General features: G+C 54.5%; 21 protein-coding genes, 1 tRNA gene and 1 riboswitch. Of the genes, 12 read left to right on the top strand and 10 right to left on the bottom strand.

Features of this window, described 5'->3' with window-relative positions:
* Both KP708_RS04345 and KP708_RS04340 read right to left on the bottom strand, forming a co-directional pair.
* Complete coding sequence (locus tag KP708_RS04345) at positions 1–1,317, bottom strand: voltage-gated chloride channel family protein (protein ID WP_252347450.1); 1,317 nt, start codon at positions 1,315–1,317, stop codon at positions 1–3.
* Positions 1,318–1,353: 36 nt separating this feature from the next.
* A riboswitch (Fluoride riboswitch) is annotated at positions 1,354–1,435 on the bottom strand.
* A gap of 107 nt (positions 1,436–1,542) precedes the next feature.
* Positions 1,543–3,927, bottom strand: a complete 2,385-nt coding sequence (locus KP708_RS04340; protein ID WP_215750788.1) for a TonB-dependent receptor — start codon at positions 3,925–3,927, stop codon at positions 1,543–1,545.
* A gap of 376 nt (positions 3,928–4,303) precedes the next feature.
* Here KP708_RS04340 and KP708_RS04335 point away from each other — a divergent pair, with 376 nt between their 5' ends.
* From KP708_RS04335 to KP708_RS04320, 4 genes are all read left to right on the top strand, one after another.
* Positions 4,304–5,362 carry a purine nucleoside permease gene (locus KP708_RS04335; RefSeq protein ID WP_202207793.1) on the top strand — a complete coding sequence of 353 codons (1,059 nt, stop codon included), beginning with the start codon at positions 4,304–4,306 and terminating at the stop codon, positions 5,360–5,362.
* A gap of 205 nt (positions 5,363–5,567) precedes the next feature.
* Entirely contained in the window at positions 5,568–6,047 is a 480-nt protein-coding gene (ybaK, locus tag KP708_RS04330) for a Cys-tRNA(Pro) deacylase (RefSeq protein ID WP_202207794.1), read from the top strand.
* A complete protein-coding gene (locus KP708_RS04325) occupies positions 6,031–7,254 on the top strand; it encodes a DUF2075 domain-containing protein (RefSeq protein WP_215750577.1) in 1,224 nt (407 codons plus the stop codon). The genes ybaK and KP708_RS04325 overlap by 17 nt, the downstream gene beginning before the upstream one ends.
* Before the next feature lie 108 nt (positions 7,255–7,362).
* The gene (locus KP708_RS04320; protein ID WP_215750576.1) at positions 7,363–8,481 is read left to right on the top strand and encodes an SMP-30/gluconolactonase/LRE family protein; all 1,119 of its coding nucleotides are present in this window, start codon (positions 7,363–7,365) and stop codon (positions 8,479–8,481) included.
* Positions 8,482–8,598: 117 nt separating this feature from the next.
* Here KP708_RS04320 and KP708_RS04315 read toward each other — a convergent pair whose 3' ends face one another.
* Entirely contained in the window at positions 8,599–8,850 is a 252-nt protein-coding gene (locus KP708_RS04315; RefSeq protein WP_215750802.1) for a hypothetical protein, read from the bottom strand.
* Positions 8,851–9,240: 390 nt separating this feature from the next.
* Positions 9,241–9,326, bottom strand: a tRNA-Tyr gene (locus KP708_RS04310).
* A 70-nt stretch (positions 9,327–9,396) separates the two neighbouring features.
* On the opposite strand from KP708_RS04310, the gene rlmB reads away from it, so the two are divergent.
* Positions 9,397–10,203, top strand: a complete 807-nt coding sequence (gene rlmB, locus KP708_RS04305) for a 23S rRNA (guanosine(2251)-2'-O)-methyltransferase RlmB (RefSeq protein WP_252347449.1) — start codon at positions 9,397–9,399, stop codon at positions 10,201–10,203.
* Positions 10,204–10,510: 307 nt separating this feature from the next.
* Positions 10,511–11,941 carry a Hint domain-containing protein gene (locus tag KP708_RS04300; RefSeq protein ID WP_215750574.1) on the top strand — a complete coding sequence of 477 codons (1,431 nt, stop codon included), beginning with the start codon at positions 10,511–10,513 and terminating at the stop codon, positions 11,939–11,941.
* Positions 11,942–11,999: 58 nt separating this feature from the next.
* Here the strand turns inward: KP708_RS04300 and KP708_RS04295 are convergent, their stop codons facing one another.
* The gene (locus tag KP708_RS04295; RefSeq protein WP_215750573.1) at positions 12,000–13,073 is read right to left on the bottom strand and encodes an alkene reductase; all 1,074 of its coding nucleotides are present in this window, start codon (positions 13,071–13,073) and stop codon (positions 12,000–12,002) included.
* Between the two features lie 95 nt (positions 13,074–13,168).
* Here KP708_RS04295 and KP708_RS04290 point away from each other — a divergent pair, with 95 nt between their 5' ends.
* Positions 13,169–13,501 (top strand): helix-turn-helix transcriptional regulator, encoded by a 333-nt coding sequence (locus KP708_RS04290; RefSeq protein WP_046900860.1) that lies wholly within the window; start codon positions 13,169–13,171, stop codon positions 13,499–13,501.
* Here the strand turns inward: KP708_RS04290 and KP708_RS04285 are convergent.
* Positions 13,474–13,950: a TspO/MBR family protein gene (locus KP708_RS04285; protein WP_215750572.1), complete on the bottom strand. Its 477-nt coding sequence runs from the start codon at positions 13,948–13,950 to the stop codon at positions 13,474–13,476. The genes KP708_RS04290 and KP708_RS04285 overlap by 28 nt on opposite strands.
* Positions 13,951–14,018: 68 nt before the next feature.
* Entirely contained in the window at positions 14,019–14,387 is a 369-nt protein-coding gene (locus tag KP708_RS04280) for a DUF6476 family protein (RefSeq protein ID WP_215750571.1), read from the bottom strand.
* Between KP708_RS04280 and KP708_RS04275 the strand changes: the two genes are divergently transcribed.
* Positions 14,386–15,372: an RluA family pseudouridine synthase gene (locus KP708_RS04275; RefSeq protein ID WP_215750570.1), complete on the top strand. Its 987-nt coding sequence runs from the start codon at positions 14,386–14,388 to the stop codon at positions 15,370–15,372. The genes KP708_RS04280 and KP708_RS04275 overlap by 2 nt on opposite strands.
* Before the next feature lie 224 nt (positions 15,373–15,596).
* On the top strand, positions 15,597–16,490 hold the full coding sequence (rpoH, locus tag KP708_RS04270) for an RNA polymerase sigma factor RpoH (protein WP_046900857.1): 894 nt from the start codon (positions 15,597–15,599) through the stop codon (positions 16,488–16,490).
* 359 nt (positions 16,491–16,849) lie between these two features.
* On the opposite strand, the gene KP708_RS04265 is transcribed toward rpoH, so the two are convergent.
* Complete coding sequence (locus KP708_RS04265) at positions 16,850–17,302, bottom strand: hypothetical protein (RefSeq protein ID WP_215750569.1); 453 nt, start codon at positions 17,300–17,302, stop codon at positions 16,850–16,852.
* 197 nt (positions 17,303–17,499) lie between these two features.
* Between KP708_RS04265 and KP708_RS04260 the strand changes: the two genes are divergently transcribed.
* Together KP708_RS04260 and KP708_RS04255 are read left to right on the top strand one after the other, a co-directional pair.
* On the top strand, positions 17,500–17,880 hold the full coding sequence (locus tag KP708_RS04260; RefSeq protein ID WP_202208329.1) for a hypothetical protein: 381 nt from the start codon (positions 17,500–17,502) through the stop codon (positions 17,878–17,880).
* Positions 17,877–18,065, top strand: a complete 189-nt coding sequence (locus KP708_RS04255; RefSeq protein WP_202208331.1) for a helix-turn-helix transcriptional regulator — start codon at positions 17,877–17,879, stop codon at positions 18,063–18,065. The genes KP708_RS04260 and KP708_RS04255 overlap by 4 nt, the downstream gene beginning before the upstream one ends.
* A 49-nt stretch (positions 18,066–18,114) precedes the next feature.
* Here KP708_RS04255 and KP708_RS04250 read toward each other — a convergent pair whose 3' ends face one another.
* Together KP708_RS04250 and gap are read right to left on the bottom strand one after the other, a co-directional pair.
* Complete coding sequence (locus KP708_RS04250) at positions 18,115–19,329, bottom strand: phosphoglycerate kinase (RefSeq protein ID WP_046900852.1); 1,215 nt, start codon at positions 19,327–19,329, stop codon at positions 18,115–18,117.
* A 3-nt stretch (positions 19,330–19,332) separates the two neighbouring features.
* Positions 19,333–20,352 (bottom strand): type I glyceraldehyde-3-phosphate dehydrogenase, encoded by a 1,020-nt coding sequence (gene gap, locus KP708_RS04245; protein WP_215750568.1) that lies wholly within the window; start codon positions 20,350–20,352, stop codon positions 19,333–19,335.
* Positions 20,353–20,496: 144 nt separating this feature from the next.
* Here gap and KP708_RS04240 point away from each other — a divergent pair, with 144 nt between their 5' ends.
* Positions 20,497–20,994 (top strand): hypothetical protein, encoded by a 498-nt coding sequence (locus tag KP708_RS04240; RefSeq protein WP_202208334.1) that lies wholly within the window; start codon positions 20,497–20,499, stop codon positions 20,992–20,994.
* Positions 20,995–21,006: the final 12 nt, after the last annotated feature.

Here is a 21,006-nt window from a genome sequence, read left to right as displayed (position 1 = left end):
TCAACGACTGCAGACATCTCGTAGCGACTGCCCCTGCTCTTTCGAGAAAAGAGCCAGTTTGGGCGTCCCGATCCTTTGGGAAAGATAGATGCCGGTGTGGCCGGACACGAGATAGGCGATGAAACACCCAGTCGCGTAATAAATCACATCGGTCGCGCCGAAGAGCTCCACCGCCATGAATGTACAGGCGAGAGGTGTATTGGCCGCCCCTGCAAACACGGCGACGAACCCCACCCCTGCAAGAAGATCAACCGGCACACCCAAAAAAGGGGACAATGCGTTTCCCAAGCCCGCCCCGATGAAAAAGAGGGGCGTCACTTCTCCGCCTTTAAAGCCGGTTGCCAATGCGACAAGAGTGAAGACCAATTTCCAGAGCCAGCTCCAGGGATAATATCCAGCTCCAAAGAAGTTCAGAATGCTCGCCCCGCCCTCCACATGTGAGACAGTACCGAGGCCAAGGTAGTCCCGCGTTCCGAGTATCCAGACCAGAAGCAACGTCAGCACGCCACCAATCGCAGGCCGTATCCAGGCTGATGGGCAAAGGCGCTGGAAGACGCCTGCCAGGCGATGAACACCGTCCGCAAACGCCCGGCTTGCGAGACCGAAACACACGGCAGCAAAACCGACCTTCACCAGCAAAATGGCGTTGACGTGAAACATCGAACCGTCTGCCGCCGCGATCCCCCGAAAGCCGACATGATAAACGGCATGATGGATACCCCACGCATGACACGTCCAGTCTGCGACAATCGAGGCCACCGCGACCGGCAGCAGAGCCGCATAATCAAGCCGGCCGAGCGTCAGAACTTCCAGTCCGAAAACAGCCCCCGCAACAGGCGTTCCGAAAACGGCACCAAAACCTGCGGCAATCCCCGCCATGAGCAACAGGCGCATGTCCTGCACATGCAGCCGGAACAGGCGCCCAATTGCAGCAGCAAAGCTTCCTCCGATCTGAACGGCCGTTCCTTCCCGACCGACAGATGCGCCGAAAAGATGACTGACAACCGTTCCAAACAAAACCAAAGGCGCCATGCGGAAAGGGACGCCACCGCCCGGCTTATGAATTTCGTCGATAATCAGGTTATTGCCTGCGGCTGATTTCCCGCCAAACCACTGATACAGTAGCGCAACGCCCACGCCGGCCAGCGGAAGGCCAAAGATCAGCCAAGGAGTCTCAAACCGTATGTCCGTGGCCTGGTCCAGCAACCAGAGAAACAGGGCACAAACAGATCCGACACTTCCGCCCAGCAGCAGAAGCAGAAAACCCCATCGCAATGTCGTCACAGCCACGCGGGGGGAATTATGGAAAGCAGGCATCGGACGCAATTCTCCTGTCATGCTTCTAGAGAAGCGAGTTTGACAGGAATCATCAGCATCTCGCGGAGGAGAGCGGTTCGACCAGTATAGTCAGGCAGAATCCATTGCCGTTGTTGAAATGCTAGCGTTCAACATCCATGTTGTCATCCTCACAGCACAAAAAAAAACGGCCCTCCCTATTTTCAGGAAGAGCCGCCACTTTCTCAGAACAATCCCACCGCCGGATCAGAAGCCGACGGAGATGTTCCCCGTCACGCTGAAGCGCGGATAGAGGTAGTAGGTTGGCGTTCCGCTGGCACTGATCGTGCTGCCATAAACACCCTTGGCTGCCTTGGCATTGGACACGAGGCTGTAGGCGCCAGTCCGGACGAAATCACCGCCCAGATTGCTGAAATTCAGCTGGAATTTCGGTGCCTTGAACCGGCCATAGGAGTTGAATCGATAACCCAGTGACAGATTATCCGTCAGATACCCTGGGATTTTCTCGTCATTCATGAACGTCGAATACTGGGACGATACGTAGCTTACGCTGCCATTGGCAAAGAAATGACCGTCATCATACGTCAGGCCCGCACTCGCATGCACATGCGGGGACTGAACGGCCGTCTTACCCTTGGTCGGCAGCAGATCGCTGACCGTCCGGCCATTCAGGGTGCCCGTCGTGAGGATATTGGAATCCATCGTCGCGTTTAGATACTCGACGGAGACATACGGACTGAGATGGTGCCACGGATGTGCCGAGATCATGAAGTCCACACCACGTGCGGTCTGATTACCGGCATTGATGGTAGAGCTGATGGCCTGATTGTTGATGTAAACGCTTGTGGACAGCAGACGGTTGGTGATGGAGTAGTTGAACAGCTCCAGGTCCGTCATGAAGTAGTCATTGTCGAAGCGCCAGCCGAGTTCTTCCTTGATGGAATACTGCGGCTTTGGATTGTACGGATTGCCGACATAACCACCCGTCTGTGCATCATAGACCTGACCAAGCGATCCCGGGTCCGGCATGCGGAAGTCGCCTTCGGCATTCACATAGATCAGATTGTGCTGATCAATCCGATAGCTGATGCCAACCTGTGGCAAAGGCACAACCTGGTTCTGCTCGCTGCGCGGCGTTGACGATGCACCATTGACCGTCCAGCGATTGATCATGGCGACCTTGATGCCGCCATTCAGGGTCAGGCGATCATGCAGGAACTTGGCCGTATTCTGGAAGAACAGCGAATGGATCTTCCAGCCGGCATCCCCCTGGTACGGCATATAGCGCGTTCCATTCACGTACAGCCCCTTGGAGGTGTTATACGGGAAGTGCTGTGAGCCATCGGTCTGCAACACGGAATACATGTTGTTAACCTGGTTATCCTGATAATCGAACCAGTACCCCAGCTCCATATGGTCCCAGCTCACCGGGTCATAGTTCAGCTTCGCCACTGTTCCGGCGTGCGGGCGATAAACGCTGTAGTAGGAAGCCGCAGGCACACTGCCGGAAACGGGTGTTCCACCTTGGCCAATGGTCGCATTGCGACCAGCCCCGTTAAAGAGGCTTCCGTTATAGGTGTAGCCACCGTTGTAGACGTAATACGGCTTGAAATCGAAAGAGAACTTAGCCGGCAGATGAATGTGGACAGGTAGCGTCACAAACACCTGATCCCACATATTGCCGTTCAGCATGCCGTATTTTGACGGGTTCGACGGATCATAGGTGGATGAGTAGTTATACGTCCCGATCCCGTCTTTCTTGTCATGGAACTGCTTTGCCGTCGGCTTGAGCGGCTCCATCGTGAACTGGTGGTTCCATGAGACAAAGAGGTTAACGGAAGAGCCGTCCTCAAAGTCCTTCGCGGCACCGAAATCGAGATGGCGACGCTCGTTCGTTCCTGGCCCATTCCAGTTCCGGGCATGTGTATGGGAGAAGGACGCAAACGTGCGGATGCCGGAATTGCCGATGTCACCGCTCTCAACGCGGAGGAACTCACGGGACATGTTGTTCGTCCCGTAAGAGAAGTCCATCAGGCCGCCGAACTTATGGGACGGCGTCATGGTCTGGGAGTCCATAATACCAGCGGCGGCGGACGTTACTGGCAGATCAATGGCAGACGATCCCGGCGTGACGGAGATCATGTTGACGTTTTCAGTGTCGACGTTCTGGTTCAGATAATACGCCGTCGCGACAGGCACGCCATTCAACAGGATACCCATGTCTGAATCAGTCAGGCTGCGGCTGTTGATCTTGCCGCCAAGAATGCCAGAGCTATCAACAGTCGAAACCGTGACGCTGGGCAGGTTCTTGATCATGTCCAGCGCAGTGCTGGCCGGACTCTGCATCTCAATATACTGACGCGTGACGGTCTGAACGGAGTGCGATGCCATTTCGTGGCGCATCATCCCCCCGCCGCCATTCAGCGCCTGACGGGAAACATGGACGGAAATCGCTTCCGCATCCTTGGCATCAACAGCAGTGCGATGATGGATGGGGGCCGCATGAGGATGAACTGGCGCAGCATGCTTACCCCGAGCCTGTGAGACCGCAGCATAGGCTGCTGCATCACAAAATACTCCGGCCAGCACAGTTGCTGTCAGCAGTGTGAGACGTCTGGCACCAAAATTCATCTTCACGCGATCCTAGATATGTCGTTTGCAGCGCAGAAAATATTCATAACGCCAAGCAAAACAAGTTAGACGAAGAACTTCCCGAACCTATATTTTAAAATTTATTCTGGTTTTTCGCCTCGTGTGTCTTTTAAAGCACACATATGCGCATTTTGTATTTTAAGTTAGTAATTTATACAGAGGTAAATTATTAAATATTCCAATCTATATTTTAAAATATTACCATACCTATAAAGGGCATCATTCCGTTGCCTATAATAGAACACTCACCAAGGATGAATATTTCTTTTCGATATCTTTCCTGTATGGTGTCCTCATTATGAGAGCGGAACGAGGGTAGGAATACATGAAACTTATCTCTTTTGTGCAACAAATCATGCCACGTACTCTTTCCTTGGGTTGCCTGGCCTCCATGGCACTCGCAACAACGCCAGCGGAAGCCAAACAAAAACCCTGGGATATCCGGGCCGTCGTGCTCACAACATACGAAATTGGCCAAGATACCGGGGATCGTGCAGGCGAATTTCAACCCTGGATCGAAGGAGAGCACCTGACAGAGCAGGTCCCATTCCCGCTGGGGATTCATCCGATCTACACGGATGCGCAACACCATCTGCTGGTCGTGGTAACAGGGACTCCGATTGCTCCAGCCACGACATCCGTCATGGCCCTCGCAACGGATCCAAGATTCGATCTGCGTCATGCCTACTGGATGGTGGACGGCATTTCCGGCTTTGATCCCGCAGTTGCGTCCGTCGGTTCGGTGTCAATCGCGGATTACGTGGTCGGGGATATCACGCGTTATATCGACAAGCGGGAAGCTCCGAAGGAGTGGCCATACGGCTACTTCATGATCACGGCTCAGAAGCCGAACCAGTATGCTCTATCGGGCGGAGACGCGCCTGATGGCAGCATTCAGCACAACAATGCCTTCCAGTTGAATCCCTCTCTGGTGCATTGGGCCTATGACTTGACCCAGACCGTCACACTATCTGATCCGCCGCAGCTCGAAGCCCAGCGCAAGCTCTACAAACCTACCGACGTCGCTGCTGGTCACCCAGCCGTTGTGACCGGTGGAGACTTCGGCTCAGACACCTTCTGGCACGGCAAGATCATGACCGGTTTTGCACGGGACTGGGTACACCTTCTCACCCAGGGTAAGAGCCATTTTGTCTCCAGTGACATGGAAGATTCTGGCATTCTCGAAGCCCTGACACGCCTTGGGCAGGCAGGCCGCGTGGACAGCAACCGTGTTCTGGTCCTGCGCAGTGCGTCCAATTACACCGAGCAGCCCCATGGCATGACAGCCGTTCAGTCCATGAACAGCGGCTACGATGGAGAAAAAGTGGCGTTGGACAATGGGTACCGCGTAGGGTCCCGCATCATTCATGAACTGCTACAACACTGGGACAAATTCGGCGCGCAGACGCCCTGAACTGACCTTTTCCCCCCGTGACTGGCACAATATTGCGAAGTCTTGCTGAAGGGTTCATACAGCATGTCGGGCTCTCTTTTTCGTGAGGGCGCCCGACATGGAAGCGCCTACCCGCTTCAGCCGCCGACCGGACATGTTTATCGACTGATCGTGCCCCCTTCGACGGCTCCTGCAAGGTGCTTCGCGGCCAGACAGGGGACCACACATGAGCCGAGAAACCAGCGCCACTCTTTTTCTTGAAAAACAGGGCGTGCCTTTCAGTCTGCATGACTACGAATACAATCCGAATGGCGGCCTGATCGGTATGCAGGCGGCCGATGCCATCGGCGCTGATCCAGGCAGTGTGCTCAAAACGCTCGTTGTTGAAATTGACAAGAAACAGCCAGCCTGTGTCGTGGCCCCTGCTCATCAGAAGCTGAATTTGAAGAAGGTCGCAGCCTTATTCGGGGGCCGGAACGCAAGAATGATGAATCCGGAAAAGGCCCATGAACTGACAGGCTATCAATCCGGCGGGACAAGCCCCTTCGGCCAGACCACATCTATTCCCGTTGTCCTGTCTCAGGACGCCATGGGACAGGAAGCCGTCTACATCAACGCTGGTCATCAAGGGTTCGTGGTGCGCATTTCCCCGGCGGATGCTCAGCGTATCACCGATGCCAAGGTGGCCGATGTTGCCGCAGACTGAGAAGGCCTCCTCAACGCAAACAAACGCCGCCATCACAAAATTTTCCCTGTCGCGTCACTTGTCCGCTGAGCAGAAGGATCTTTTAAACAAGGTCCTCTCTTTCTGCTCCGCGCATCTGTCAGATCAGAGCGCGCTCCTCATTATTGAAGGCGCTGCCGGCACAGGGAAGAGCGTTGTCCTCAACGCAATTTTCAACGCAATTCAAACACGGGCACGGTCGAAAAACCCAGATGATCCCCTGACGGGCACACGCAATATGCTGCTGGTCAATCATCCGGAAATGCTGAAGCTTTACCGTAATGTCGCCGCTGAGACGCCAATTCTTCGCAAGGCCGATTTCGACAGACCTACGACGTTCATCAACCGCCTGCACAAAGCCAATCAGAAGGCAGACATTGTTCTGGTCGATGAAGCCCATCTGCTTCTCACCCGAGCTGACCGATACAATCATTTCCAGCAACAGAACCATCTCGAAGAAATTCTGGCGTTGGCCCGCGTAGTCGTCGTGGTGTTTGACCCGTTACAGGCGCTGAAATTCAAGAGTCATTGGTCTGCGGATCTACTGGACCGTTTCAAAACGGGCCGAGCAACCAAGACCTTGCACTTAACCACGCAGTTTCGCGTCGAGGCGAGTCCAGAAGTTCGGCATTGGCTGGACCAACTTGCAGAAGGACACATCGGAAAGCGCCCTCAAGACCCAGACTTTGATCTGCGCGTTTATGACGACTGCGCCCAGCTTTACGATGATCTGAAAGAGCGGAATAACGAAGTCGGCCTATGCCGACTGCTCTCCACTTACGACTACCCTTATCGGCTGGATGGAGAAGACCACTTCATCGAGGAAGGACGTTTCCGCCTGAGATGGGATCGCTCCAAACCTGACGAAAAACTCCCATGGGCCGAACGCCCCGACACAATCGACGAAGTCGGCTCGGTCTATACAATCCAGGGCTTTGACCTGAACTACGCTGGTGTCATTCTAGGCCCTTCCCTTTCCTATAATGCTCAGACTGACAGTATCCGCGTCGATCCAGCCCACTACGAAGACAGTGCTGCCTTTCAGGGGCAAAGCGGAATTGTTGCTCCCCAAATGGCAAAAGAACGCATCATTCTGAATGCGCTGAATGTCCTGCTCACCCGCGGGATGAAAGGTCTTTACCTTTACGCGCATGACCCCGCGCTTCGAGAGCGACTACGAAACAGCTAGGGCAAGCCTACTGCAGGATGACTTTCCAGCTCGAAACTTTAACGCTCAACTTAACTTGAATTGTTACCCGCACAGCGTTCTGATCCAGTGCAGCAAGGAGATTGGTCCATGAAATTCTACCATCCAGCCCTTCTTGCCGCATTCGTTAGCGCCCCTTTAATTGCTTCCACTGCCTATGCTGCGGAAACAACAGACAAGGGCTTCGTTTCCTCTGGAAATGTAGAAATCATCGGGCGCTTCACCGATGCACAGCCCTCCGGCATTGCTGCCCTCCCAGATGGTCGCCTGGTCCTTGGCTTTCCCAGGAGTGTCAAAGACCATTCCGGGCCGCGTCTCGCCACATATGCTGACGGCCACCTGACGCCGTTCCCGAACGCGGAAACACAGCAGGATTTTGTCTCCCCTCTCGGCATGACCGTTGATGCACATGGTCACCTCTGGGTTCTGGACGAAGGGATGCTGGCGACCAAAGGAACGATCACAGGCGCACAAAAGCTATTTAAGATTGATCCCGCGACCAACAAGGTTCTGAACGTTCTCACCTTGTCTGCACCAACCCTTCTGCCAGATAGTCACGTTAATGACGTTCGGATCGATCTGACCCATGGAAAGGCCGGAACCGCGTTCATTACTGATACCTCGACAGGCATTCATCCCGCGCTGATCGTCGTCGACCTTGCCTCTGGTCATCAACGCCGCATTCTGTCTGACACGAAACCGGTCATGCCCGAAAAGGGCTTTGTGGCCGTCATGGATGGCAGAGCAGCCCGGTACAATCCAACCAAAGCCGAAATGCCCCAAGGCGGCGCTAATGGCATTGGCCTCAGTCCAGACCAGCAAACGCTCTATTGGCAACCGCAGACAGGCCGTCGCCTCTATGCGGCTCCCACATCCGTGCTGTCAGACTGGAAAGCCACAGAAAAGCGCATCGAAGCCTCCGTCCTCGATAAAGGAGAAAGCGGGATGGGAGACGGCATGGCAACCGGACCTGACGGCTCTCTTTACATTACCGATGACGAACGCCACGCAATCCTGAAACATGCCCCTGATGGCACATTGTCAGTCGTGGCCCATGATCCCCGTATGATTGAACCAGATGGCCTGACCTACGGAAAAGACGGCCTGTACTGCACGATCGGCCAATGGGCACGGCTGCCAGACTTCCACAATGGAAAAGACATGCAGGAATTACCGTATATTGTCGTGAAAATTACTTTGCCTAAGTAACTCTTAGTTCCGGCGCCGTATTCTAATGCATTCTTTGGATTGCGGCAGCGGCCCATTTATTTTCCGCAAGCATGATGCGCAGGGATAGAGCTTATATCTGAGCAATGGATGGAACAGTTACTCGCCATTCCATCGCCACTTCCATCCGCCTTCTGTTTTAATCGAGCAAATCCAAAGCAGTCCGACGACCGACACAAAGTCCACGATAAGAGAAATGATAAAAACGGGAATGCTCTTGGCCCACATCATAACCATGTTGCTCAGAAGGATTGCGCCAATAGACACAAGAATGGTCACGCGCCCTTCCCATGTTATCGCGCGCCCTGCTCCATAACCATTTCGCTTCGCCGCAAACCAAGGTCTTTCCATGAACGGCGCCCCTAAAAGGATATCCAGTGAAAAATTGGGCGTTCGCAGCAGTACTTGTCAAGGCGAATGGCTTGTTTCACTCAACTTTCGCAAGACCATAGAAAATACTCGCAAAAGAAACCGGTCTATGCTGACTTTGAAGTCCAATATGCAGGTTTAAACCCGTGCCGCTCAAAAAACTTAATAACGCGACACTGAATGCTGCACTCAGCGATCAACCAGGCACCTAGATTTTATCGTCAGGATGGAGTGTGCAATTGAGCGCTTCAATGTGCCTCTTTCGCACCGATCAATCTTCGACGCTACTATAGCGCCGTCGGACCCTACGCACAGCGAGAACTGAGTGGGGTCCACGCTGCAAAATAATTGATTTTCTTGGAAGAAAAGACCTGGTGGAGAGAGTTGGATTCGAACCAACGTAGGCGTACGCCAGCGGATTTACAGTCCGCCCCCTTTAGCCACTCGGGCACCTCTCCGGGTCGGCGGTTGGAATATGGCGGATGAACGGCTATGTCAATCGCCTATCGTCGATTATATGATTTTTTCATGTCCAGACGACCAAACTCCCGATCCGCCGCCCCGTCCCACTCTGGGGACAGAGGCCCTCAACGTTCCGGCAATGCCGAGCGCTCCTCCCGTTCAGGCAAACCTGCCTCCGGATACTGGATCTATGGCCATCATGCCGTAGAAGCCGCACTTAACAATCCTGACCGAACCATTCTCGAGTTTCTCGCAACCCGGGAAGCCGCATCATCATTCAGTCAGTCTCTCCGTGCCCAACCGCAGATCGTTGACCGCGAACGACTGGATCGCCTGTGTGAGCGTGATGCGGTTCATCAGGGCGTCTGCCTTCGGGTCGAAGCCCTCGAACCGCCAACCATTCACGAAGCGCTTGAACGTCCCGGCCCTATCCTTGTTCTGGATCAGGTTACGGACCCGAGAAACATCGGCGCCATCCTGCGTTCCGCTGCCGCATTCGGCGCCTGCGCGCTGCTGGTTCAGGATCGCAATACCCCGCAGGAAAGCGGAGCCATGGCCAAGGCGGCATCAGGCGCGCTGGACCTTGTTCCCATCATTCGGGAAGTGAACTTGTCACGCGCCCTTGCAACCCTCCAGTCTCAGGAAGTCTGGGTTGTCGGACTGGATGCAGGCGGATCAAGGCTCGACGGAAGCAGCTTTGGCACGCGCCGCGTTGCTTTGGTTCTTGGCGCAGAAGGTGCAGGACTACGCAGACTGACGCGGGAAACCTGTGATGAGATTTCCAGCGTTTATATGCCTGGGAACATGGAAAGCCTGAACGTGTCCAACGCAGCGGCCGTTGCGCTCTATGAACTGGCCCGCCCCCAGAATTAAGTGCGGTTCTGATCAGAACCATAATCTGGAAAATCAATCCGCGAGGATCAAACACATCCTCGCTGATTGATCAGAAACATGAAATTATTTGTTACTTAATTAATAACGAATAATTTATTTTAACGAACTCTGCCATTTTTAAATCACTATTTTGTGAAAATGCCCCTTTATCGTCAAATTTCATCACATTAAGGTTTGCATTAATAATTTTCTAACTGCTACCGTGTATCTGTATTCAGATCACCGGTCGACATGCCGGTTTCCTATGTTTGTTCATAGATTCTATGAGATAGACAGGAGAGGTGGAATGGCGACGACGCCCTTTTATAAAATATCGCCAGTAAAAACTCAAACAAAGCCCGGAAATCATTATAGAACCATTTTAGGTAATTACTATTTTTCCAATCTAGAAATTCATTCGTTAAAAAAAATAACTTATCCGAACGATGTAAACTTGAATTGCGAGAAAAATATTACAGTTTCTTTCACCTCAAGCGCTGTTACATCAGGATCACCATACTCTTTTCCGCTTACCCAACACTCCAGTACCCAGAATTACATCTATCCTCAAAAAGCAAACTGGAATGCCATTACTAAAAATGAGACAGTAAACAAAGACAGCAAAGAAAAATTCATTAAGCCAGATACTACAAAAGAAAAGTCTTTGGAAATTAATGAGAAGGCCAAGGAGTGTGCCTGCTTTACTGTAGATTTCACTGTCGCAACACCGTCAGGCGACACGCCAATTCAAAGTCTTAAAGTTGGCGATGACGTGCTCGCCTATTGTGATAAATCACCAAAAACAGTCAAAATCATAAGGATTGGCCATACGCATATTAATGCCAAAGTTAGTCTTCCAAACGATCAAGCAGGATATCCTGTGCGTATCCTGAAAAACGCAATTGCAGACGAAGTTCCTTACAAAGATTTGCTTATTACGCCGGAACACTGCCTGTTTTTAAACGGTAACCTCGTTCCTGCTCGCATGCTGGTCAATGGGCGGTCCATTTTCTACGACCGTAGCATCACCAGCTTCACTCACGTTCATATACAGACCGAAACCCACTCAACCATTATGGCAAATGGCCTGCTGATTGAGAGTTACCTCGCAAATGGTAACCGTCTTTCCTTCCATAAAAACGATAGTATTGCTGTCATCGCAAACCATACGAAAAGCCAGGATAAGCGATCTACCGCTCCTGCCGTGCCCGCCCGCCGTTTTGTAGAGCCTCTTTTTGCGAAAATTCTACAGCGCGCAAAACAGCTTCATACTCCAGGGCAGACGAAGCCCGTTGCGATGACAACGGAGTCAGATTTTCACCTGACCTCTGACACCGGGCTGATTATCCATAAAACACGCGAGGTGGGCGGTCGCTCACTCTTTATGATTCCATCCGCCGTCACCTCAGTGAGGTTGGTTTCACGCTCCAGCCGTCCCTGCGACACAATCGGCCCGTTTGTTGATGACCGCCGACAGCTTGGCGTTTGCGTCGGCGACGTCACCTTCTACGATTCCGGAAAATCCATCTGTCTTTCGTCCAAAAAGGGCGAGAAGGATCTGGAAGGCTGGTATCCTTTGGAAAAGAATAATGTTCGCTGGACGAACGGCAATGCCCTTCTTCCGCTTGCAGAACGCTCAACCAACAGCCTCGGAATGCTTGCCATCGAAATCCTAGCTGGAGGACCCTACCTGCTGGAAGACTTAGATTCCCAACACTCTGAATCACTTTCGGCCTAAAGTGCCATTCATCTGTGGCCGAGATAACCGGGACGACATCTCGCCCCGGTATCCAGCCTCAGCTAGTGAAAGCGTAGTCCGTATATCCGTGCTCCCCACGGCTATACCAGGTGGCCATATCATCTGCCTGAAGCGGCAAATCTTTAGCGAAACGCGTCGGCAGATCCGGATTTGAAATAAATTTACGCCCAAAGGCTATTGCATCAGCCCGGCCCTGGCGGACAGCCTCCTGAGCGGCTTCGAATGTATAATCCTGGTTCAACACCAGCGGACGTCGGAACACCTTCCGAATTTGCGGAGAAACCGGCGGTTGATCCGTCTTGCCAAACGTTCCGTTCGGCCCGGGTTCACGCAGTTCAAGCCACGCTACACCCAGACGCTCCAGTTCAGCGGCCGCAGGTACGAAAACGGTTTCCGGTGCGGAATCAAGGCATCCCTGTGTGTCACCATTCGGAGAAAGCCTGACGCCAGTTTTCTCTCCACCAATGGTCGAGATGATCCGCTCAGTGACCTGCGAGAGAAGCCGGATTCTGTTCTCGGCTGAACCGCCATATTCATCTGTCCGATGATTGGTTCCGTCCTTCAGGAATTCGTCAATCAGATAGCCATTGGCTGCGTGAAGCTGAATGCCATCAAAGCCTGCCTTGATGGCATTTTGAGAGGCGCGTTCATAATCCGCCAGAATACGGGGAATTTCATCCAGTCTCAGCGCGCGCGCCTCTTCATAAGGGAGCTTGCCATCATAGGTATGAGACTGACCGGGTGCCGTAGTGGCTGACGGTGCAACCGGCTGCAAACCTGTGACGGAGGAGTGAACCATCCGGCCCATATGCCAGAGCTGACAGACAATGCGGCCGCCTTTGTCATGCACAGCTTTTGTGATGGGCTTCCATGCCTCAACCTGTTCGTCAGACCAGATGCCCGGCGCATAGGGCCAGCCCAGCCCTTCCCGGGAGATCCCTGTTGCCTCAGAGATGATGAGACCGGCTTCCGCCCGTTGCGCGTAATACTTTGCCATGATCGGTGTTGGAACTGCCTCCCGGCCCGCACGTGCTCTTGTGAGGGGAGACATGAAAATGCGGTTTTTTGCCGAAAATCCACCAAGTTCAATGGGATCAAAAAGATCGGGCATGAAAGGGTACTCCCTGATCGAAACTTCTATAGTTCGATAACGATCGAACTATAGAAGTGTTGCGTCAATTCTTCAAGGAAGGGATAAGACGCCGTATGCCGTGCCATGACTCGCCCGATCTGAAAAAGCTCGATCTGATTACGGTCCTCAGGGCTCTGGCTGATCCCGTGCGTCTGGACATTGTTCAGCGTCTATATGTTCTGGGCGAGGCGAATTGTGCCGCCCTGATCGGGGCGCGCCCGAAGTCCAGCATGTCCCATCATTTTCAGGTTTTGAGAGAAAGCGGGGTTCTGCACACCCGAATTGAAGGCGTGCAGCACCATAACTCCCTTCGCCTTCAGGAACTTGAAGAACGCTTTCCCGGGCTGATGCAATCAATCCTCGGTGGGGCAGACGCCACTCAGTTGCGGCGCCAGACTTCTTCCTGAACAAACACCGCAAACGTCAGCCACACGAAAAACGGGATCTGTAGCTTAGCTGCGGCCGGATCAGCTTTTTTTGCCGTCCAGATCGACGCGCCTGACGTTACGACCAGACCAATGCAGATCGCCAATCCTGCATCCAGACGCCGCTTCCGGAAAACTGCAAACGGAAAGCCAGCTACACCAGCAACACAGACAGCCCAGAGCCACAGCGCTGCGGTCCGCGCGCAGGAGCGTTCAGCCCGCAGAAGACGATAGCCGGACCATGCCAGAAGGCCGTCCAGAAGGGTCCAGACCACGGCATACACAGGCGCTGGCGGCGAAAATTCTGGCTTGTTCAGATGGTGATACCAGCGCCGGGTTGAGCCATCTTCGGCCGGGCTGATCTCCCGGCCGAGATATTGAGCCCCGAAAACTGTTCCCGCAGCCAGAGCGGCGTCAATAATGCGTCCCATGATGTCTGTCCTGATATGATCTTATCAGTAACAACGCATCAGGAACTGGAATGTTCAGGCGAGAGACCTTACGGGGCGCTTGGAGGCACTCCAAAATCGAGTTCTGCCATGACGCGACCTGCCTCAGGGCTCCACAAGAGAACGCGTTCAGCGCCCGGGCGCCCTAATGTTACAGCCATCATGCCGTCCGGTCGTGCAGTTACAGCCGTAATGTGTTCTCCGTCTCCCAAGGGCAACGCAAGGCGCGTCGGAGACCCGGATGGCGGCGCGGAAACACTGACATCATGATGCGGATGCATAACGCGATGGGCGATCACACCAATCATGACCGCCACCCCGGCGACAATCATAACCCCCATGATAATGACGGCGCCGAGCAACGCTTTCGGTGTCCCTGACTCGCTGCCCGCTTGATCCTCAGCTAAACCCTGATTCATGTCAGATCCTGAAACCCCGTTCCGTCTTGTTGTTGATGCCAGCCTGGCCGGCCAACGCGTTGATCGCGCCCTTGCTGACGCCATCGGCACGATTTCCCGCTCCCGGGTCAAGACCCTGATCGAAGAGGGTCATCTGACCCGCAACGGCCAGATCGTCAATGAGCCCGCCGATACACTCCGCGACGGGATGGAGCTTGTGCTTTCGTTCCCTACCCCACTTCCGGCTCGTCCCTTGGCGGAAAATCTGCCCCTGACGATCTTATATGAAGACCGGGACTTGATCGTTCTGGATAAGCAGGCCGGGCTCGTGACGCATCCTGCGCCCGGCAACGAAACCGGCACTCTAGTCAATGCCCTTCTCGGACATTGCGGCGAAGGGTTTGAAGGCATTGGCGGCGAGAAACGCCCCGGAATCGTACATCGCCTCGATAAGGACACATCAGGCCTGATGGTGGTGGCCAAGAATGCCATGGCTCATAACGCCCTGTCTGAAGCGTTCGCTGCGCGCGACATAGATCGTGCCTACATGGCCCTTGCCTGGGGTCTACTGCCCTCATCCGGCGAATTTGACGGTGCCATCGGGCGGGACAAGAAGGACCGCAAGCGCATGGCGGTCGTTCAGTCAGGCGGAAAAACCGCTCTCACGCGCTTCAAACTTCTGGAGCCGATCCATGCAAGCGTCTCTTTGATCGAATGCAAACTGGCCACTGGGCGAACCCACCAGATTCGTGTTCATCTCTCACAGGCAGGACACCCTCTGCTCGGAGACCCCGTGTATCTGCGTCGTATTCCGGCCGCAGCCCGCGGTTTACCTCAGGATGCGAAAGAAGCGGCCCTCGATTTCCCACGTCAGGCTCTCCATGCTGCCCGACTCGGCTTCATTCATCCTCGAACAAAAAAGCCATTTTCTTTCGAAACTGCGCCTCCTGAAGACTTCCAGACCTTGAAAATGCGCCTGACAGGCTCAACCTCTGAAAGTTCTTGACCTTTTCGGTTCCACCTGTCATAAACTTATTTATCCGACGAGCTGACGCGCCGCCGGAACGGATCGTACCACCGTGCACTGCCCAATCTGGGGGTAAGCGGCTGGGGACGTGATAGTCCTTCCCAATGCGTCACCTGGGTGTGAGGAACTTTGCCTCTGCCAGTTCGTATGAGTCTACTCCTCATCGAGCCAGGCACACCCCCGGGCGAAAGGAATCGAAGACCATGGCATCTCCAGCTGTCATCTCCGTGGGTCCTGAAAACAACCTGACCCGTTATCTCCAGGAAATCCGCAAATTCCCCCTTCTGACGCCGCAGGAAGAGCTCGATCTCTCCCGTGCCTGGCGCAAGAATGAAGACACCAGTGCGGCACACCGTCTGGTGACGTCTCACCTTCGTCTCGTGGCCAAGATTGCCATGGGCTATCGCGGCTATGGCCTCCCGGTGAATGAACTCATCAGTGAGGGCAACATCGGTATGATGCAGGCTGTCCGCCGCTTCGACCCGGAGCGTGGCTTCCGCCTTGCAACCTACGCCATGTGGTGGATCCGTGCCGCCATGCAGGAATATATTCTGCACAGCTGGTCACTGGTTAAAATCGGTACGACAGCTTCACAGAAAAAGCTGTTCTTCAATCTCCGTCGCCTGAAAGGGCAGATGCAGGCGATTGATGATGGTGATCTGAAGCCCGAGCAGGTGAACTCCATTGCCACCACGCTTGGCGTTCCGGAACAGGACGTGGTGTCCATGAACCAGCGCCTCGCTGCCCCAGACCATAGCCTGAATGCGCCCCTGCGCATTGATGGCGAAGGCGAGTGGCAGGACTGGCTGGTGGACGACAACGAAAACCAGGAGCAGACCTACGCGGCGTCCGAAGAATTCAGCGGTCGTAAAGCTCTTCTCGATCAGGCCATGATGACTCTGAATGAGCGCGAACGTCACATTCTGGCGGAGCGTCGCCTCAAGGAAGAGCCTTCTACGCTGGAAGATCTTTCTCACCACTACAACGTGTCACGTGAGCGGATCCGTCAGATTGAAGCACGCGCCATGGAGAAGCTTCAGAAGGCCATGTCGGCCGAAGTTGAACTTCGTCGTCGCGAGAACGGCCTTCAGGCCTGATAAGAAAAGCTTTTTAGAGAATGGGCTGCCAGCAGAAGTGTTGGCAGCCCTTTTTATGTGACGAAGCCCAATCCTCTCCCGAGGAGGGCAGACGTGGATGGCCTACGCCTTTCTCTGTCCCGCCTCGGAAGGCACAACAGGCCTTCGCAAGCATCGTCTATCAAAACAAAGACTGCCAATTTTTCGAACTGTGTTGAATGGCGCCTAAAAAGCGTCAGGCTGCATCTTCATTGGTCAAAAGCTCACACCCATTTTCATGTGTGTATTGAAGCGGCTGAGGCTGCCATTCATGCCATACAAGAGCCCTTGCCTGAGCCGTTCAATTTATATGCATCGCCCTAACTAACCGAACAGGGGGCTTATTGGGAAAGAGGCACGGCCAGAGCTAAACCGCCCGCCATTGCACCGCCACCTTTACGATGCTGGTCAGGATGATTTTCCGCCGCCGCGTCGTTAATTTCGCCAACTTTATTGGAAAAGAAATCAGGCTTCACATAGGCGTCAGGCTGCGTTGAATCCTGAGGACCTTCAATATTCTCATCGGGAACTGGTGCTGCACCGAAACCCGAGGTCATTTGCTGAGCCACGACCTCTGCCCGATGGTGGTCCAGGCCGCGCATCAGCGCCGCTCCTTGCCGCGGGTCACCCGATGCGTCCTGAGACAGAGAAGCATTAAAAGGATGCGTAAACGCTGAGAACGGCTTTTTCGTCGCCGAAGCTGGCTGCACAGTTTCGGCAGCAAACACACTGCATGTCCCTACTGCCAGAGCGAACAATGGAAAAGACTTCATCAGCATAGGCAGAAGGCGCATCAGGCGGATTCCAGCACGACGGGGAGCTGAAAACAGTGTGCTGGGTCAAAGCCTCCAATTACAATTGAAAAAGTTGGAAAGTTTCGTGACGTCACAAAACGTGATCCGCCCACGTGTCCGAATTGAATATTTTGTAAAGCTTACTTGACATTCGAGTCTAAAAAGTAAAGCTTGCTTTACATCAGGAGGGCTCAGACATGTTGTATGGTCGTCAATATCTCATCGAACTCGGTAGCGCGCTCGCGCTGTATCTTGTGCTGCTGTTCGGAGCCAATTATCTGCAACAGGCACTCCACCCGGCACCTTTAACAAGAATAATACTGGCACTCACGCCCATGGTGGGAGCGGTGACAGCCGCATGGGTCATCATGCGTGCAATCTGGCGAATGGATGAATTACAACGTCGGATTCAGTTGGATGCCATTGCAATGTCATTTTTGGGAACCGCTCTACTGACCTTCGGCTGGGGCTTTGCCGAAAGTGCCGGGTTACCAAAGCTCAGAGCTTTTGCAGTCTGGCCGATCATGGGAACCCTCTGGTGGATCGGGGGCCTTGTCGCCCAAAGGCGCTATCGATGAACAACTGCCTCAAGGAACTTCGGGCAGAACGAAGCTGGAGCCAGGCCGATCTGGCCGCAGCGCTGGCGGTTTCAAGACAAACAGTCAATGCCATTGAAAAAGGGCGTTACGACCCGAGCCTGCCATTGGCATTCACGATTTCCCAGCTTTTCGGCCGCAGTATTGAGGAAATTTTCTTCCCGTAAACCGACCATAAAAAAAGCGGGGAGATTGCCCTCCCCGCTTTTTTAGAACTCAGTCCAAACCAAGCTGGTGTCCGGTTGTGCGAAGCACCTCGATGCCTGGAAGAATTTTTCCTTCCAGCCATTCCAGGAACGCACCACCCGCCGTGGAAACGTAGCTCATCTGGCCAGCAACCCCGGCGTGACGTAGCGCGGAAACGGTGTCTCCACCGCCTGCAACGGTGCGAAGCTTGCCTTCCTGCGTCAGGCGAGCAGCTTCCTGTGCAACCTCAACCGTTGCACGATCAAACGGCTCGATCTCAAACGCCCCAAGCGGACCGTTCCACACAAGCGTTTTCAACGTAGCCAGACGCTCGTTAATCAGCGCCACAGTGCGCGGACCAGCATCAAGGATCATGGCGTCGGCAGGCACTTCGCCAATCAGGCAGGTTTCGGTTTCTGCACCGGCCTTGAATTCGCGCGCCACAACGGCATCCACTGGCAGAATGATTTCACAGCCCTTTTCCTGCGCCAGATGCGCAATCTTGCGAGCTGTTTCGTGCATGTCCGCTTCCTGAAGGGACTTGCCGACATTCATGCCTTCTGCCGCCAGGAACGTGTTGGCCATGGCACCCGTGATGAACAGTGTGTCCACCTTAGCGATGACATTGCCAATCAGGTCCAGTTTCGTGGAAATCTTGGAGCCACCGATGATGGCACCAACCGGACGCTCCGGGTTTTCCAGCGCAGCCGAGAGAGCCGATAGCTCAGCCTGCATCAACCGGCCGGCGAAAGACGGCAGATCATGCGCCACGCCTTCGGTAGAAGCATGGGCACGATGCGCTGCCGAGAAGGCATCATTGACGAAAATATCGCCATTCTGCGCAATCGCTTTGGCGAATTCTGGATCGTTGGCTTCTTCACCCGCATGGAAGCGCGTGTTTTCCAGAACCAGCACTTCTCCATCATTGAGAGCCGCAACAGCAGCTTCAACAGTCGGGCCTACGCATTCCGGAACGAAACCAACCGGCTTGCCCAGAACTTCCCCAAGCTTTTCAGCAATCGGACGCAGGGACATGCCAGGAACGACCTTGCCCTTCGGGCGGTCGAAATGGCTGAGGACCACAACGCGCGCGCCCTTACCGGCAAGCTCATTGATGGTCGGGGCAACGCGCTCGATGCGCGTGGCGTCAGTAATGACGCCGTCATGCATCGGCACGTTCAGATCAGCCCGGACGAGCACGCGCTTGCCGCGTGCCTCCAGGGTGTCGAGCGTGCGGAAAACCATGGGTCAGAGGCTCCCGAAAGCAGCAGCCGTGTCGGCCATGCGGTTGGAGAAACCCCACTCATTGTCATACCAGGCGCAGATGCGAACAAGCTGGCCGCCATCGACCAAAGCCGTCTGTGTTGCATCGAACGTGGAAGATGCAGGAGAGTGGTTGAAATCCGTGCTGACCAGCGGCGCCGTGTTGTAGTCCAGAACGCCCTTGAGCTTGCCTTCGGACGCAACGCGGATTGCTTCGTTCACGGCTTCAGCGGAAGCAGGAACGGTCTTCGGCACGAAGTCGAGCGAGACAAGAGAGACGTTCGGCGTCGGAACGCGGATCGCCGTGCCATCCAGCTTGCCCTTCAGGTGCGGCAGAACCAGACCAACAGCCTTGGCAGCACCCGTGGACGTCGGGATCATGTTCAGAGCCGCAGCGCGGGCACGACGGGGATCCTTGTGCAGGGTGTCCACCGTGCGCTGGTCACCGGTGTAGGAGTGAATCGTGACCATGTAGCCGCGCTCGATGCCGAACGCTTCGTCCAGAACGTAAGCGACAGGAGCAAGGCAGTTCGTGGTGCAGGATGCGTTGGAAATGACCTTCATGTCCGGCGTCAGAACATCTTCGTTCACACCGAAAACAATGGTGGCATCCACATCCGTTGCAGGAGCGGAGACGATGACGCGCTTTGCGCCAGCTTCCAGCAGGGCAGCGGCCTTTTCACGCGTGGTGAAGAGACCCGTACATTCCATGGCAACATCAATGCCTTCGAATGGAACCTTGGACGGATCACGCTCAGCAGAAACGGTAATCGGACCATAGGTGCGGCCGTTTGCTTCAATGATGAGCGTATTGCCTTCAGCACGGACCTTGCCCGGCAGACGGCCATGGACGCTGTCATAAGCCAGAAGGTGTGCGTTTGCTTCGACCGAGCCAAGATCGTTGATAGCTACGACCTCAACGTCCGTACGACCGCTCTCAATGATGCCGCGCAGAACGAGACGTCCGATACGTCCGAAACCGTTGATTGCGATTTTTACCGCCATGCCTGCCTACTCCGCTATTCTGACGAAAGGGCTTCTTCCATAGCACCGCCACAGCGAAGCAACAGGGGGTTGGCATAGTTTTTCATGAACTTGATGCTCTTAATCTTGCCGAAACCCTCCGTTCCTGCGACGGTCCCGCGCAATATGGCTGCATTTGTCCGACATTTTCGTTCGCCCCGAGGCATCATGGCTCCACGCGCCCTTTCTCTGGCAGGCTGCATCCTGCTGGCTACGCCCCTGCTTGCCGGGTGCAAACTGGTTGATCAGCGCACGTTCAACCCGCAGGCTGGCAAACCGCCCCAGCCATATATCCCGCCACCGCCCCCCGCCCCGAAAGCGAAACCGCCATTCCTGCAGATCGAGGGCGGGACTCCGGAATCCGAGTACGGACCTGTTGTGGATCAGGCTGTTAAGTCAGCGTTGGCCCGCAAGGAAAACGTCCTGTTCATCGTCAGGCTTCTGGTTCCGCTCCAGTCTGATCCGGCAGCGCAGGCCAAGGCCATGACGGAGGCTACACAAACGGATCTGGAACCAGTCGCCCACAGAATCAGCACGGCGGGCGCCCAGCCTATCCAGATCGAGATGCATGCTCTCACCGATCCATCGGTCCAGCATCCGCTGATCCGTGTGGACGTACGCTGACCAGCCACCACG

Origin of the sequence: Gluconobacter sp. P5H9_a, assembly GCF_018812085.1 — a bacterium.
GTDB lineage: Bacteria > Pseudomonadota > Alphaproteobacteria > Acetobacterales > Acetobacteraceae > Gluconobacter.
The sequence above is the reverse complement of the archived record's forward strand: the minus strand, read 5'-3'. Positions and strand labels throughout refer to the sequence as shown.

Coding starts and splice junctions, on each gene's coding strand:
- KP708_RS04345 (WP_252347450.1), bottom strand. CDS start 1,317: ATGCCTGCTTTCCATAATTCCCCCCGCGTGGCTGTGACGACATTGCGA.
- KP708_RS04340 (WP_215750788.1), bottom strand. CDS start 3,927: ATGAATTTTGGTGCCAGACGTCTCACACTGCTGACAGCAACTGTGCTG.
- KP708_RS04335 (WP_202207793.1), top strand. CDS start 4,304: ATGCCACGTACTCTTTCCTTGGGTTGCCTGGCCTCCATGGCACTCGCA.
- ybaK (WP_202207794.1), top strand. CDS start 5,568: ATGAGCCGAGAAACCAGCGCCACTCTTTTTCTTGAAAAACAGGGCGTG.
- KP708_RS04325 (WP_215750577.1), top strand. CDS start 6,031: ATGTTGCCGCAGACTGAGAAGGCCTCCTCAACGCAAACAAACGCCGCC.
- KP708_RS04320 (WP_215750576.1), top strand. CDS start 7,363: ATGAAATTCTACCATCCAGCCCTTCTTGCCGCATTCGTTAGCGCCCCT.
- KP708_RS04315 (WP_215750802.1), bottom strand. CDS start 8,850: ATGGAAAGACCTTGGTTTGCGGCGAAGCGAAATGGTTATGGAGCAGGG.
- rlmB (WP_252347449.1), top strand. CDS start 9,397: ATGTCCAGACGACCAAACTCCCGATCCGCCGCCCCGTCCCACTCTGGG.
- KP708_RS04300 (WP_215750574.1), top strand. CDS start 10,511: ATGGCGACGACGCCCTTTTATAAAATATCGCCAGTAAAAACTCAAACA.
- KP708_RS04295 (WP_215750573.1), bottom strand. CDS start 13,073: ATGCCCGATCTTTTTGATCCCATTGAACTTGGTGGATTTTCGGCAAAA.
- KP708_RS04290 (WP_046900860.1), top strand. CDS start 13,169: ATGCCGTGCCATGACTCGCCCGATCTGAAAAAGCTCGATCTGATTACG.
- KP708_RS04285 (WP_215750572.1), bottom strand. CDS start 13,950: ATGGGACGCATTATTGACGCCGCTCTGGCTGCGGGAACAGTTTTCGGG.
- KP708_RS04275 (WP_215750570.1), top strand. CDS start 14,386: ATGTCAGATCCTGAAACCCCGTTCCGTCTTGTTGTTGATGCCAGCCTG.
- KP708_RS04280 (WP_215750571.1), bottom strand. CDS start 14,387: ATGAATCAGGGTTTAGCTGAGGATCAAGCGGGCAGCGAGTCAGGGACA.
- rpoH (WP_046900857.1), top strand. CDS start 15,597: ATGGCATCTCCAGCTGTCATCTCCGTGGGTCCTGAAAACAACCTGACC.
- KP708_RS04265 (WP_215750569.1), bottom strand. CDS start 17,302: ATGCGCCTTCTGCCTATGCTGATGAAGTCTTTTCCATTGTTCGCTCTG.
- KP708_RS04260 (WP_202208329.1), top strand. CDS start 17,500: ATGTTGTATGGTCGTCAATATCTCATCGAACTCGGTAGCGCGCTCGCG.
- KP708_RS04255 (WP_202208331.1), top strand. CDS start 17,877: ATGAACAACTGCCTCAAGGAACTTCGGGCAGAACGAAGCTGGAGCCAG.
- KP708_RS04250 (WP_046900852.1), bottom strand. CDS start 19,329: ATGGTTTTCCGCACGCTCGACACCCTGGAGGCACGCGGCAAGCGCGTG.
- gap (WP_215750568.1), bottom strand. CDS start 20,352: ATGGCGGTAAAAATCGCAATCAACGGTTTCGGACGTATCGGACGTCTC.
- KP708_RS04240 (WP_202208334.1), top strand. CDS start 20,497: ATGGCTGCATTTGTCCGACATTTTCGTTCGCCCCGAGGCATCATGGCT.